Source organism: Pseudomonas sp. JV245A, assembly GCF_032424515.1.
GTDB lineage: Bacteria > Pseudomonadota > Gammaproteobacteria > Pseudomonadales > Pseudomonadaceae > Aquipseudomonas > Aquipseudomonas protegens.
Map to the genome: position 1 here is coordinate 1 of NZ_VYKE01000139.1, position 13,872 is coordinate 13,872.

Annotated in this window: 14 protein-coding genes; 1 reads left to right on the plus strand and 13 read right to left on the minus strand. The window is 63.3% G+C overall.

The annotated features are described in order from the left end of the window. The 5 genes from F6S12_RS25465 to F6S12_RS25485 all read right to left on the minus strand — a co-directional run. Positions 1 to 1,001, minus strand: a 1,001-nt coding sequence (locus F6S12_RS25465; RefSeq protein ID WP_315869446.1) for a DUF5924 family protein, incomplete at its 3' end; no start/stop codon positions are given. Positions 1,002 to 1,180: 179 nt separating this feature from the next. Next, positions 1,181 to 2,563: a M16 family metallopeptidase gene (locus tag F6S12_RS25470; protein WP_053160586.1), complete on the minus strand. Its 1,383-nt coding sequence runs from the start codon at positions 2,561 to 2,563 to the stop codon at positions 1,181 to 1,183. A gap of 56 nt (positions 2,564 to 2,619) precedes the next feature. Then, positions 2,620 to 4,278 carry a Na/Pi cotransporter family protein gene (locus tag F6S12_RS25475; protein WP_011058490.1) on the minus strand — a complete coding sequence of 553 codons (1,659 nt, stop codon included), beginning with the start codon at positions 4,276 to 4,278 and terminating at the stop codon, positions 2,620 to 2,622. A gap of 216 nt (positions 4,279 to 4,494) precedes the next feature. Next, the gene (locus F6S12_RS25480; protein WP_011058491.1) at positions 4,495 to 5,262 is read right to left on the minus strand and encodes a TerC family protein; all 768 of its coding nucleotides are present in this window, start codon (positions 5,260 to 5,262) and stop codon (positions 4,495 to 4,497) included. Between the two features lie 67 nt (positions 5,263 to 5,329). Beyond that, entirely contained in the window at positions 5,330 to 6,637 is a 1,308-nt protein-coding gene (locus tag F6S12_RS25485; protein WP_161466472.1) for a CitMHS family transporter, read from the minus strand. Positions 6,638 to 6,956: 319 nt separating this feature from the next. Here F6S12_RS25485 and F6S12_RS25490 point away from each other — a divergent pair, with 319 nt between their 5' ends. Continuing rightward, on the plus strand, positions 6,957 to 7,358 hold the full coding sequence (locus tag F6S12_RS25490; protein WP_161466473.1) for a GFA family protein: 402 nt from the start codon (positions 6,957 to 6,959) through the stop codon (positions 7,356 to 7,358). Between the two features lie 103 nt (positions 7,359 to 7,461). Here the strand turns inward: F6S12_RS25490 and F6S12_RS25495 are convergent, their stop codons facing one another. The 8 genes from F6S12_RS25495 to F6S12_RS25530 all read right to left on the minus strand — a co-directional run. Beyond that, positions 7,462 to 9,423, minus strand: a complete 1,962-nt coding sequence (locus F6S12_RS25495) for a DUF4105 domain-containing protein (RefSeq protein ID WP_053160588.1) — start codon at positions 9,421 to 9,423, stop codon at positions 7,462 to 7,464. Then, entirely contained in the window at positions 9,420 to 9,740 is a 321-nt protein-coding gene (locus F6S12_RS25500; protein ID WP_011058495.1) for a DUF2388 domain-containing protein, read from the minus strand. The genes F6S12_RS25495 and F6S12_RS25500 overlap by 4 nt, the downstream gene beginning before the upstream one ends. Before the next feature lie 27 nt (positions 9,741 to 9,767). Beyond that, on the minus strand, positions 9,768 to 10,076 hold the full coding sequence (locus F6S12_RS25505; protein WP_011058496.1) for a DUF2388 domain-containing protein: 309 nt from the start codon (positions 10,074 to 10,076) through the stop codon (positions 9,768 to 9,770). A 103-nt stretch (positions 10,077 to 10,179) separates the two neighbouring features. Beyond that, positions 10,180 to 10,497 carry a DUF2388 domain-containing protein gene (locus F6S12_RS25510; protein ID WP_011058497.1) on the minus strand — a complete coding sequence of 106 codons (318 nt, stop codon included), beginning with the start codon at positions 10,495 to 10,497 and terminating at the stop codon, positions 10,180 to 10,182. A 167-nt stretch (positions 10,498 to 10,664) separates the two neighbouring features. After that, entirely contained in the window at positions 10,665 to 10,868 is a 204-nt protein-coding gene (locus F6S12_RS25515) for a DUF1127 domain-containing protein (RefSeq protein ID WP_346625126.1), read from the minus strand. A 268-nt stretch (positions 10,869 to 11,136) separates the two neighbouring features. Beyond that, entirely contained in the window at positions 11,137 to 11,352 is a 216-nt protein-coding gene (locus tag F6S12_RS25520; protein WP_011058498.1) for a DUF1127 domain-containing protein, read from the minus strand. A gap of 319 nt (positions 11,353 to 11,671) precedes the next feature. Then, positions 11,672 to 13,165 (minus strand): acetyl-CoA hydrolase/transferase family protein, encoded by a 1,494-nt coding sequence (locus F6S12_RS25525; RefSeq protein WP_315869447.1) that lies wholly within the window; start codon positions 13,163 to 13,165, stop codon positions 11,672 to 11,674. A 179-nt stretch (positions 13,166 to 13,344) separates the two neighbouring features. Next, the coding region (locus tag F6S12_RS25530; RefSeq protein WP_315869448.1) for an NAD(P)(+) transhydrogenase (Re/Si-specific) subunit beta at positions 13,345 to 13,872 on the minus strand (528 nt) is incomplete at its 5' end.

Here is a 13,872-nt window from a genome sequence, read left to right on the forward strand (position 1 = left end):
GTGATCTCGAAGCGCAGCACGCCGATCACCTGGCCGTCCTCGGTGATCACCCGCACCTGCCAGTCGCCCGCCGGGTTGGCGGGGAAATTCTGCTTGTGGGACCAGGCACGGTAGCCTTCCTTGCGCCCGCCATGGATGTCCAGGGCGACGCGATCCACCTCGCTGCCGTTGAATTGCCAGACGTGGTAAATGCGCTCGTCCAGGCCCCGGGGGGCGTTGATCGCGGTGTAGGCGTACAGGCCGGTGCTGCTTACCTGGGCGGTGCTGATCTGCTCCAGGCTGTCGCCCGGGGTGCGATCCTGGAGCTGGGTGCTGATGGCATCCTCGGTCAGCCACAGGGTGGCCGGCGGCACCCAGGAGCGCAGCAGCCAGCCGGTGCTGCCGATGGCCAGGGTAATGGCCAGCACGGTCAGGGCACTGCGCAGGCTGCGGATCGGCAGGATCGAGGCCAGGCTCGGAAAGGACAGGAGCATGGCGATGCCAAGGGCCAGCTTGAAGCTCTGGGCGGTGGTCAGGTGCAGGATCAGCGGCAGGGCCGTGAGCAAGGCGGCGAACAGGGTCAGGGTGTGCAGCGCCAGGAACAGCCAGCGGCGCGGGGCCAGCCATTTGTAGTACAGCGGGTCAGTGATGGAAATCAGCGCCGCGGCGCCGAGCAGGCCGGTGAACACCAGTTGGCCACTGTTCCAGCTGGTGGTGATGAAAAAGAACGGCAGGACGAAGAACAGGCTTTCCTGGTGGATCATCTGCGTCGCATAGCGCAGCAGCGGCTGCGGGATCTCGCGCTTGAAGACCTTGGTGAACAGCTGGGTCAGGCTGTTCTCCAGCATCAGCCAGACCCAGCTCACCAGCAGGATCACGGCGATCCACGAGGCCAGGCTCTGTTGCCGGTCCACCAGGATGAAGCTTCCGACCCCGGAGATGAAACCGCCGAGCGCAATGATCCCCGGATAGCGCTTCATCAGTTCGAGAATGCGCTGGATAAGGAGGGTCAGGTTCGGCATCGGGGGGATCACAGTCAGGGCAGGAAAAACCGCGACAGGATAACGTCGGCGGCGGTCCGTGGCGAGGGAGCTTGCTCAGGTGCGCAGGCGCTGGTGAGGTAATCCGGCCAAGGTGATCGCATTGCCCTGTCCCTGGGGCTGCTGCGCGGCCCGGCGGGAGCAAGCTCCCTGGCCATGGGTCAGCGGGCCCGGCGGCGCAGCAGGTAGACGCCGAAGCTGCCGAGCAGGACCAGGGACAGCAGGCCGCCGATCAGCCAGAGCAGTTGTTCGTCACTGAGCAGCGGTTGTTCGATGCGCAGGTAGCCCGGCTGCTGCAGCAGCTGGCGCAGGGCCAGGTTGGCCTGTTCCAGGCTCACTGCTTTCAGGCGCCTGGCCGGGTCGCTGAAGCGGCCGTTGTCGAAGTCCCCGAGGGCGCTCCAGTAATAGTCCGCCAGGGCGCTGTTGCCCTGCACGGCCCAGGCCTGGCGATCGATGGCAGCCTGTTTCAGGCGGGCGAAGGTGGCCGGGTCGAGGCCGTCCTTGAGCAGCCGTGCCTTGAGCTGCTCTACCACTTGCCGGGCTTGGGGCAGGTCGTCGCGCTCAAGGTCGGCATTGAGGCTGAGAAAGCCCACGCCACCGAAGACTTCCCGATCACTCCAGGGGCCGTAGGACAATTCGTGCTCAAGACGCAGTTGGCGATACAGCGCCCAGTCCAGGTAGTCCTTGAGCAGGTCGAAGGTCTCGTCGTGCTGCTGGTCCAGCACGGGCTCGGGAAACAGCCAGTGCAGTTGCGCGCTCTGCCCTACCCAGCCATGGACCAGGGTGCGCTCAGGGGCGGCGGTGCCCTGGATCTGCGGCAGGTCGGGGTGTTCGCTGGGTTCCACCGGCTCCAGGGCACCGTAGGTGCGCTCCAGGTAGGCCGGCAGCAGGCGATCGAGCTCGCCCACCACGATCAGGGTCATGTTGTTGGGGGCGTACCAGTCCTTGCGTACCTGCTCCAGCTGGGCCAGGGTCAGGTTCCCGACCTCGGCGCGTTCGGCGCATTTGAGCCCCAGTTCCACCGCCAGCTGGTTGCCTGCCTTGTGTCCCAGGTCCTGGCGGTCGAGCCAGCGTTGCAGGTGCGAATAGTGACCCCCGCCTTCGCGTTCCACCACTTGCTTGGCCGCGGCCACGGCGTTGTCGTCCAGGCGGGTATGGGTCAGCAGCGACAGCAAGAGGTCCAGGACCTTGCGCTGGTTGCGCGCCGGGGCCTCGATGACGAAGGTGGTGTCGGCATTGCTGGTGTAGGCATTCCATTCGCCGCCCAGGGCCTGCATGCGTTCTTCCAGGCCGCCTTCCCCGCTGTCATCCACGCCGCTGAACAGCAGGTGTTCCAGCAGGTGCGGCAACTCCTTGTCGGCACAGGCGAAGTCGTCCAGGCCCACTCCCACCACCAGGCGGATCGCCACGTGGCCGCGTTCGCTGCCGGGCTTGAGCAGCAGTTGCAGGCCATTGGGCAGGGTGTAGCCTTCGACCTGGAAACGATCCAAAGCCCATCCTTGTGCACTGCCCAGCAACAGGCAGGCGAATAACAGACAACGCATAACAAGCTTCCTTACGGCGTGCGTAAGTTCTACAGACTTCGTGGGACTGTGGACGTTCAGGGTGAATGAGTGATGTCAGCCATCTCTTCGACCTCCAGCGCGCCGGTGTCCGAGGTTTCCAGAACCACGTAGGCACTGCTGCAGAACAGGGAGTTGAGGCGCTTCATGTCGGCGATCAGCTCCAGGTGCAGGGAACTGGTCTCGATGCTCTGGACGATCTTGCGTTGCAGGCGGCTGACGTGGGCGTGGGCCAGGCGCCGCTCCTGGGCGCGGAAACGGCGTTTTTCCCGCAGCAGCTGGCGCGCGCTTTCGGGGTCGGCGCTCAGGAACACCGAGAGCCCCAGGCGCAGGTTGGCGATCAGTTGCGCGTGCAGCCCGGTCAACTCTTCCAGGCCAACCTCGGAGAAGGAGCGGCGCTGGGAGGTCTTCTGCTGCTGGACCTTGCGCAGCATGCGTTCGATCAGATCGCTGGCCAGCTTGAGGTTGAACGCCAGTTCGATGATTTCGGCCCAGCGCCGGCTGTCCTGGTCGCTGAGGTCTTCCCGGGGCATCTGCGCCAGGTACAGCTTGATGGCGCTGTACAGCGCTTCGACGTCGTCGCTGAGGGCGCGCAGCTCCTGGGTGATGGCGGTCTGCTTGCCCTGCAGCGCGTCGCGCATCGCCTCCAGCATGCTGTCGATCAGGTCACCGATGCGCAGGGTTTCGCGGGCGGCGTTGGCCAGGGCCAGGCTCGGCGTGGCCAGGGCGGTAGGGTCCAGGTGCCGCGGGCGAGCGCGGCCGTTTTCCTGGGGGCGCTCCGGCAGCAGCCAGGCGCAGAGCCGGGCCATGGGGCCGACAGTGGGCAGCAGCAACAGGCAGCGGGCGGTGTTGTACAGCAGGTGGAAGCCGATCACCACTTCCTGGGGGCTGAAGTCCAGGCTGTCCATCCAGTGGGCCAGTGGGTCGAGCACCGGGATGATCAGCAGCAGGCCGATGAGCTTGTACAGCAGGCTGCCCAGCGCGACCTGGCGCCCGGCGGCGTTCTGCATGCTGGTGCTGAGGAAGGCCAGTACCCCGCTGCCGATGTTGGCGCCGATCACCAGGCCGATGGCCACCGGCAGGCTGATGACCCCGGCGCCGGCCAGGGTCGCGGTGAGTAGCACCGCCGCCAGGCTGGAATAGGACACCATGGCGAACACCGCACCCATCAGCGCATCCAGGAGAATATCGCCGGTCAGCGAGGCGAACAGGACCTTCACGCCCTGGGCATGGGTGATGGGGGCCGCGGCTTCGACGATCAGTTGCAGGGCCAGGATGATCAGCCCCAGGCCGATGCCGACCCGGCCCAGCTGGCCGGCGCGGGTCTGCTTGCGCGAGAGAAAGAAGATCACCCCGAGGAAGATCAGCAGCGGCGACAGCCAGGACAGGTCGAAGGTCAGTACCCGGGCCATCAGCGCGGTACCGACGTCGGCGCCGAGCATGGTGGCCAGCGCCGGGGTCAGCGCCATCAGGCCCTGGCCGACAAAGGACGTCACCAGCATCGCCGTGGCGTTGCTGCTCTGGACCATGGCCGTGACCAGGATCCCGGCAATGAACGCCAGTGGCCGCCTGGCCATGTTCTGGCCGATCACGTGGCGCAGGTTGGAGCCGTAGACCCGCAGGATGCCGGTACGGACGATATGCGTACCCCAGATCAGCAGGGCCACGGCGGAAAGCAGATTGAGCAGGGTCAGCATAGAGGCCCCCCCTGGGGTGAAGTGCCCCAAGCGGGGCGAGTGGACGTTGTTGCGCGACGTTCTACGTTATGTACTTAAGCTGTAGTTGGCTAACGCACGAGGCGCCAGCATCGCATAGCCAAACCGGCGATTGAAACAAAACTGTCATGAAAACAGCTTCCTGCAGACGCAGAAAAGGGGCCCGAGAGCCCCTTTTCCATTCAGCGCATTCCCGGATTATTGACCAGGAACGTCCTTGCGCAGTTTCACCGGGTCCTGCTGTTTTTTCTTTTTCGCGATGGCGGTGCGCATCTTGATGTTGATGGCTTCCACCGCCAGGGAGAAGGCCATGGCGAAGTAGACGTAGCCTTTTGGCACGTGCACTTCGAAGGCTTCGGCGATCAGGACCGTACCCACCACCAGCAGGAAGGACAGCGCGAGCATTTTCAGCGACGGGTGCTTGTCGATGAATTCGCTGATGGTCCCGGCCGCCAGCATCATCACCAGCACCGCGACGATGATGGCCGCCACCATGACCGGCACATGGGAAACCATGCCCACGGCGGTGATCACCGAATCCAGGGAGAAGACGATGTCGATAATGGCGATCTGGATGATGGTGTAGAGGAAGTTGCCGCCCTTGCCCTTGGGCTCATCAATGGTTTCGTCCTCGCCTTCCAGGGCGTGGTACATCTCCTGGGAGCTTTTCCACAGCAGGAACAGGCCACCGAAGAACAGGATCAGGTCACGCCCGGAAATGCCCTGGCCGAAGACCACGAACAGGTCGGCCGTGAGGCGCATGACCCAGGTGATCGACAGCAGCAACAGAATGCGCGTGACCATCGCCAGCGCCAGACCGAAGATCCGCGTGCGCGCCTGCATGTGCTTGGGCATGCGGCTGACCAGGATCGAGATCATGATGATGTTGTCGATGCCCAGGACGATCTCCAGGGCAGTCAGGGTAAAGAAGGCAACCCAGATTTCCGGGTTGGTCAGCCATTCCATGTGTATTCCTTTGAGCGAGTGTTATAGCCCGGGCCGTGAGGCCGGCCCGGGCGCAGAAGCATTGCTTTTATAGAGTGCTGAACAGCGGAAAAATCCCCATCAGCAAAGCGGCGAACATTATGCACAGGCAGACCAGCACTGCCCACTTGAGGGTGAAGCGCTGGTGATCGCCGAACTCGATACCGGCCAGGGCCACCAACAGGTAGGTCGAGGGTACCAGCGGGCTGAGCAAGTGCACGGGTTGGCCGACGATCGACGCACGGGCCATTTCCACCGCGGTGATGCCGTAGTGGCTGGCGGCTTCGGCCAGCACCGGCAGCACGCCGTAGTAGAAGGCATCGTTGGACATGAAGAAGGTGAACGGCATGCTCACCAGCGCGGTAATCACCGCCAGGTACGGCCCCAGGGCTTCCGGGATCACCGCCAGCAGGCTCTTGGACATGGCATCCACCATGCCGGTGCCGGACAGGATGCCGGTGAAGATGCCCGCCGCGAAGATCAGCCCGACCACCGCCAGCACGCTGCCGGCGTGGGCCGCGACCCGATCCTTCTGCTGCTGCAGGCAGGGATAATTGACGATCATGGCGATACTGAAGGCCACCATGAACAGCACCGGCAACGGCAGCAGCCCGGCGATCAGCGCGCACATCAGGGCGAAGGTCAGGGCGCCGTTGAACCAGATCAGCTTCGGACGACGAGCGTCGGGGTACTGCGACACGCTGATCTCGCTGTGGTCGGTCTCGTCGCCCGCCAGGTGCAGTTCACCCAGGCGCGCCCTTTCCCGCTTGCCGTACATGTAGGCGATCGCCAGGATCGCCACCACGCCGGCCAGCATGGCCGGGATCATGGGCACGAAGATGTCCGACGGGTCCACGTGCAGGGCGCTGGCCGCGCGGGCGGTCGGGCCGCCCCAGGGGGTCATGTTCATCACCCCGCCGGCGAGGATGATCAGGCCGGCCATGATTCGCGGGCTCATGCCGATGCGGCTGTACAGCGGCAGCATGGCGGCCACGCAGATCATGTAGGTGGTGGCGCCGTCACCGTCCAGGGACACCACCAGGGCCAGTACCGCAGTGCCCACCGAGACCTTCAGCGGGTCGCCCTTGACCAGCTTGAGGATCTTGCGCACGGCCGGGTCGAACAGGCCGGAGTCGATCATCAGGGCGAAATACAGAATGGCGAACATCAGCATCACGCCGGTGGGCGCGAGCTTGGTGATGCCTTCGAGCATCATCGGGCCGATCTTCGGCGCGAACCCGCCGAACAGGGCGAACAGGATGGGCACGATGATCAGGGCGATCAGCGCCGACAGGCGCTTGGTCATGATCAGGAACATGAAGGTGATGACCATGGCAAAGCCAAGGAAAGTCAGCATGGGATTACTCCAGGCGTAGCGCGGCTAGGGAATGGCGAACCGGGTGGGATCAGCGCAGAACGGCAAGCACGAGGCGTACGGGAGGAGTTGCAGCGAACAGGCGGGTAGGAGCGGACATCAGAATCACCATTGTTGTTGTTAATAGGGCCGGGAGCGCGAGAAACGCCCGCTGTGGCCAACCGGTCTGTTGCCGGTAGTGGAGGCGATCCTAATGGGGGAAGCTTTCAGCCAGCTTTCGTCGCTGAAAGGAACGAACGGATGTTGCAGCAGGCGACCAGCGGCATAAAGTGATGGCTATCGGCGCCAGGGAGACATGCACATGAGAGAGTTGCACACCGGAGGCTGCCACTGCGGGCGGCTGCGTTACCAGTTCAGCGGCCCGTTGCGGGACATCGCCCACTGCCATTGCTCGATCTGCCGCCGGGTCAGTGGCGGTCTGGTGACCACCTGGATCACCCTGTCCGCCTCGGCTTTCGAATGGCTGGAAGGCGTTCCCGCCCGGTACGACTCATCTGGAAGTTGTGCGCGCTATTTCTGCGGCAACTGTGGTGCTCATTTGGCGCTGATTACCCACCTGAGCCCAGACAGCATCGATGTCACCATCGCCACCCTGGATCACCCGGAACGGGCGCCTGCAGACCGGCATATCTGGACCGACAGCCGCCTGCCCTGGTTGCATCTGGACGAGCACCTGCCGCAAGAACCGCAGGAAACCCTGTAGCCGCTGCCGTAGGCTGCGCACGAGCGCGTAGCGGTCGCGAGGCTCTCAAGGCCGCCCAGCAAGGCCCTTCGGTCCTTTTCGCAGCCTCGCGGGCTCGGCAGCGCTACGGCAGTTCCAGGCCGCCTGCCGCCTTGTGCAGCGTCCGCAGATGCTCGCCCACCAGCTTCAGGTTGGCCTCGTTGGCGGCGATTTCCGCCGCTCGGGCCGGTTCCAGCAGGGCTCGCACTTCCTTGTCCAGGTCACCGGTCAAGGATTGCAGTTGCTTCTGCCGCTGGCTGCTCTCGGACTCCAGGCGTTGCCATTCAGCGGGCTGAGGCAGGCCGTAGCCGCCGCTGCCCAGCAATTCTGCCGGGCGGCTGAGGAAGCCGCTGTTGGCGAGGATCTGCTGCAGGGTCTTGTTGGCCTGCTCCATACCACCATTTTTCAGCTCGCGAGCCCCCAGGTAGCGCTGCTTGACCTCGTCCTGAGCCAACAGCAGTTGCCGGCGATAACTGGCCTGCTCCAGCAGCAGCAAGGCGGCGCTGGTGCGCAGGTCGGCCTGGTCGAACCAGTGCCGGCGTTCCTCGGCACTCAGCGACAGCCAGTCTTCGACGCTGGCCTGCTTGATCGGCAGGCGCTTCTTGATCACCTCGAACATCGCCTGGTAGCGGTCGCGGAAGGAGTCGAAGCGATACCCCAGGCGCAGCGCCTCGCGCGGGTCGTCGAGCACGCTGGTGTCCGCCAGCCCCCTGCCCTTGAGCACCTCCAGCAAGCCGTTGGGCATGATGCTGTCGAGGCCGATCAGTTGCTTGTTGTTGCTGCCGCTGCGCAGCAGCTTGAGGCTTTCCACTGCGCAGTTGTTGGACAGGAAGTAATAGTTGCCGTCGTAGCTCCAATGCATCTCGGCGGCGTGCTCCACCACTTCCTCGATCTCGCTGCGTGACAGCTTCAACGGCACCGAGGCCAGGCTGCGCAGCTCGGTCTTGGTGTACTCGTCGATGACCTGGGACAGCGGCAGGACAAACAGCCGCGAAGGGTACTTGCCCACCAGGCCGTCCCAGCTGGAGAGCTGCACGTCACCAACGAAGGCGCGGTAGGACAGCACCAGGTGCTGGTCCAGGTCCAGCCGGCAATCCGGCCCGCGGGGGCGGCCCGGGGCGCAGATCACCAGGCGCAGCATGCTGTGGCCCCAGCGGCTGACCCAGTTCTGGTTGGCTTCGGCCAGCAGGTAGTCCACCGCGTAGACCCGCTCCGGGTCCACCTGCCCCAGGGGCGTCTTGGCGAAGTCGTTGCCGGCGTTGAGGAAGGCGAAGGACTTGGCGCAGCTGTCCTTGGCGGCCGGCGCCCAGCCGAAATGTTCCTGGTAATAGCGGTACAGCGCCGGGCGGCGGCAGGCGTAGCTCGGATCGAGAAGGAAGTACTCCATGTTCACCGCGACGAATTCCTTCGGGTTGGTGATCTCGTAGATGTCCGGGCTGCGGGCGACCTGACGGTTGTGCTGCTCGCGTTCGCCACGGCGGCCGACGTATTGCGGCCAACCGGCCAGATCCAGCAGCCGTGGATCATCGCTGAGGGTGAAGCGCCGGTCATTCTGGCCGCGACACTCATCCGGCAGGCCGATCAGCCCGGAGGTGCTGTTCTTGCGGGTGCAGCGCTGGATCAGGCTACGCTCGGCACCGGGCCACAAACGCGCGCGATCATAAATGTGGGTCAGTTCATGGAGTACCGTGGCGAGCATTTCCCGGCGCACGGTGCCATGGGGGCGGCTGGTCTTCTGGGTGGCGGCGGAGCCGTCGGTCAGGCTGGGCAGCAAGGCGCGGTTGAGGTCCAGTTCCGACACCAGGGATGCCTCGCCATAGGCGTTGTCGGGCATTCGGTCGGTCCAGCCGACATCAATGGTGCGATCCAGTTGCTGGATGAAACGCGGCGGCAACGCCTGCATCGCTTCATCCAGCAGCGCCTGGCTGGCGTGTTGCTGCGCCGGGCTCAAGCCATCGGCCTTGAGGCGCAGTTGCAGGTCGGCCTGGGCGGTGCCGCAGAGCAGCCCCAGGGTCCCGGCCAGCAGCCAGGCTAGGAGTGGTTTCACAGGGCCAGGATGGCTTCGGCAAGCACCTGGTCGCTGGCGTCGCGGGCTTCTGGCAGCTGCGTGCGCAGGGCATTGAACGCCGCTTCAAGTTGCGCGCCGCGGATATCACCGTTGCTGGCGACGAAGCTGGCGGCATCGTCGTGGGCTTCGCGCACGACTTTGGAGTCACGGATCGAAGTGGTGGTGTCCGAGGTGAAATCGATCGTGCGGCCGGAGGCGCGGACGATGATGTTACTGGTGGCCACCAGGGTGTGTGCCTGGGCCACGTCGGCCAACAACAGCAGGCCAAGGGTGGCGGCAATCAGCGGGCTACGCATGGAACGACTCCGGAAGAACAGGGATGGTTATTGGACGAGAATTGCCTGCGCCAGTTCAAGGTCGCTGGCATGAAGTTTTGCCGGGTCCTGGCGCAGGTATTCCAGCGCAGACTCCAGGCGGGCGCCGCGCAGTTGGCCGTCGGTTGCCACGAAGGCAGCGGCGTCATCCTGGGCAGCAAGCAGCAGTTTATGGTCGAAGGGCGCCGAGGTCACCTGGCCTGTCGCATAGACGGTGACAACCAGGCTTTGGGTGGTGAGGTCGAATGCCTGCACCGAACCGGCCCAACAGGCGGCGATCAATACGGGAGCGGAAAGCGAAATACGGAACAAACCCAAGAGTCTCGACAGCTGAAAACCAGCGCCAAGGCTAGCGCAATGCCCCTTGGAGGACCAGCGCAGAGGGTTTCAGGTGCGCCGGGGCACCTGAAACCGAGACGCTTCAGATTGCCAGGATGGCCTGGGCCAGCTGTGCATCAGAGGCCTGCAACTGAGGCGCTTGCTGGCGAATGTGGGCAAATGCGCTTTCCAGTTTTACCCCGCGAATGGCGCCGTCGGTGGCGACGAAACTGGCGGCATCATCCCGGGCGGCACGGACAATCTTGTTGTCACGCAGGGAAGAAGTGGCATCGGAGGTGGCGTCGGTGGTGGCCTTGAGCGCGCCGACAATGGCGTCGGTGGTCACGATCAGGCTGGTGGCGTGGGCATTGGCAGCCAGGGCCAGCAGGGCGGCGGCGCTGAGCAGGCGGAGACGGGACATGGGTAACTCCTGTGAATGAACAGACAATTTAAGGGCGCTGAGTGAGACGCCGGGCAGCCACTGCGAGGTGCTGTGTCTGATTGCTCTGACGCAGTTCGAATGAAAATCGCCACGTCGCCTCAGATATTAGGCTCAGCGGCCCCATTCGCACAGCGTTGCGGCAGGCCTCAGCGCCAAAAGGGTTTGTGCAGTTCCGCTGCCCGATCGCTGTGGCTGATGCCGCTGTCCGAGAGTTGTCGTTCATCCATTTGTGCCAGCAAGTGACGGGTGCGGGCCCGCTCCCGTGTGTTGGCGAGCGCCGTGAGCCAGCGCTTGAAGAGCGTGCAGTGAAGGTTGGTGCCAGGGGACGAGTGCATGATGCTTGCCTCCATGAGCAGCCGAGCGATGAGCTGGCTGCAACCTCATGGTGCGGCGGTTCGATGCGGTGATACAGATACACTCGAGCTAAATTGTACTGGTTAATTGTTATGTTTTATAAAACTGTACCTGTCACGATGAAGCGGGCTGTATTTCAGCTGTGTAGCGCGTTTTCCGCGGCCAGAACGACAAGACCCGTCGCGGTTTCCCGCGACGGGTCTTGTTGTGTGCAATTCGGGGTGCTGGCGGTGGACCCGGTGGGTCAGGGCCAGCGACGCTGAGTTAGCGCCAGAACGGCTTGCTCAGCTCTTCGTAGCGTTGTGCTTCGCTGATCCCGGCATCGGCCAGCAGACGCGAATCCAGGCGAGCCAGTTGATGGCGGCTGGAGATGCGGCGCTGCCACAGCATCAGGTTGGCGATAACGCGCAGAGGCAGGGAAGCCTGGGTTTTTTCAGCTTTGTCTTCGAAGAACAGTTCGGAACTGAGTGTACGTTCCATGGTTGACATCCTTCCGCTTGTGGCGGGATCAGGTAGTGGTTTAACTGGTGCCCATGATCCTCTTCCCGCGCAAGACTCTGTAGATACAGTTCACCTGTATTGTGAAGGACCAGTTAACTGTTTATAGGGGCTGTACTGTTCGGAAAAGGCGCAACTGTACCTGTCAGCACCTTTATGGTGCATTTCGGTGCTTTTTGATGGGAGGCAAGTGGTTTTAGGCGGGGAAAATACCGGTACAGCAGTACAGTTTTTGGCGGTCTCTGGCGAGCGGCCGGCAAGCTGACGAAACTGTGTTTGCGTCAGCTGCCAACTGTATCAATCACTCGACGAGCATTTTCCCGGTTTCTTCCAGGTTGATGTGCCAGCTCAGGGCATCACGCAGGATATGCGGCGTGTGACCACCCAGGGCGCAGGCCTTGGTGAAGTAGTCATTCAGTGCGTCGCGGTAGGAAGGATGCACACAGTTGTCGATGATCACCCGGGCCCGCTCCCGCGGCGCCAGGCCGCGCAGGTCCGCCAGGCCGATCTCGGTCACCAGGATGTCGACGTCATGCTCGGTGTGGTCCACGTGGCTGACCATCGGCACCACGCTGGAAATCGCCCCGCCCTTGGCAATCGACTTGGTGACGAAGATCGCCAGGTGTGCGTTGCGGGCGAAGTCGCCGGAGCCGCCGATGCCGTTCATCATCCGCGTGCCGCAGACGTGGGTGGAGTTGACGTTGCCGTAGATATCGAACTCCAGCGCGGTGTTGATGCCGATGATACCCAGGCGGCGCACCACTTCCGGGTGGTTGGAGATCTCCTGCGGACGCAGCTCCAGCTTGTCCTTGTAGCGTTCCAGGTTGCCGAACACGTCGGCGTTGCGCCGGCTCGACAGGGTGATGGAGCTGCCCGAGGCGAAGCTGAGCTTACCGGCGTCGATCAGGTCGAAGGTCGAGTCCTGCAGTACTTCGGAGTACATGGTCAGGTTCTCGAATGGCGACTCGATCAGGCCGCACATCACCGCGTTGGCGATGTTGCCGATACCGGCCTGCAGCGGGCCGAGCTTGTTGCTCATGCGCCCGGCATCCACTTCCTGCTTGAGAAAGTCGATCAGGTGGTTGGCGATGCCCTGGGTCTCGCTGTCCGGGGTGGAAACCGTGGACGGCGAATCCGACTGATTAGTGATGACGATGGCGACGATCTTGTCCGCAGGGATCGGAATCGCCGTGCTGCCGATGCGATCGTCGACCTTCACCAGGGGAATCGGTGTACGGGTCGGGCGATAGGTCGGGATATAGATGTCGTGCAGGCCTTCCAGGTTCGGGTTGTGCGCCAGGTTGATCTCGACGATCACCTGCTTGGCGAAGATCGCGAAGCTGGCGGAGTTGCCCACCGAGGTGGTCGGCACGATATGGCCCTGTTCAGTGATGGCGACAGCTTCGATCACTGCAATGTCCGGCAGCTTGAGCTGCTGGTTGCGAAGTTGTTCGACGGTTTCCGACAGGTGCTGGTCGATGAACATCACTTCGCCGGCGTTGATCGCCTTGCGCAGGGTGCTGTCCACCTGGAACGGCATGCGCCGGGCCAGCACGCCAGCTTCGGTGAGTTGCTTGTCCAGGTCGTTGCCCAGGCTGGCGCCGGTCATCAGGCTGATTTTCAGTGGCGTTACCTTGGCCCGTTCGGCCAGGGCATGGGGCACGGCCTTGGCTTCACCGGCGCGGGTGAAGCCGCTCATGCCGACGGTCATGCCGTCCTCAATCAGAGCGGCAGCGTCAGCGGCGCTCATCACCTTATCCAACAACGAAGGCAAGCGGATACGATCACGGTACATGGATTGTTATCTCGGGCAACGGAAGCAAGAAGCGCAGTCTAGTGATTTCAAAAAAAAACACCGCGCGACAAAGGTCGAATGAAAGGCCCTGATCTAGAGCCTTCTGTCGGCTTTATGGAGTAAATAAAAAACCCCAGCCTACTAAAGGCTGAGGTTTTGGGTATTGCGCTACAGCAGCTTTATTCGACGGCTTTGACCATGTCTTCGATGACCTTCTTGGCGTCGCCGAAGACCATCATGGTCTTGTCCAGGTAGAACAGTTCGTTGTCCAGGCCGGCATAACCGCTGGCCATGGAGCGCTTGTTGACGATGATGGTCTTGGCCTTGAAGGCTTCGAGAATCGGCATGCCGGCAATCGGCGACTTAGGATCGTTCTTCGCCGCCGGGTTGACCACGTCGTTGGCGCCCAGCACCAGCACCACGTCGGCCTGGCCGAACTCGGAGTTGATGTCTTCCATCTCGAACACCTGGTCGTAAGGCACTTCGGCTTCGGCCAGCAAGACGTTCATGTGGCCGGGCATGCGCCCCGCTACAGGGTGGATCGCGTATTTCACGGTCACGCCGCGGTGGGTCAGCTTCTCGGTCAGCTCTTTCAGCGCGTGCTGGGCGCGTGCCACCGCCAGGCCGTAGCCGGGGACGATGATCACGGTATCGGCGTTGGTCAGCAGGAAGGTCGCATCGTCGGCCGAACCGGATTTCACTGGGCG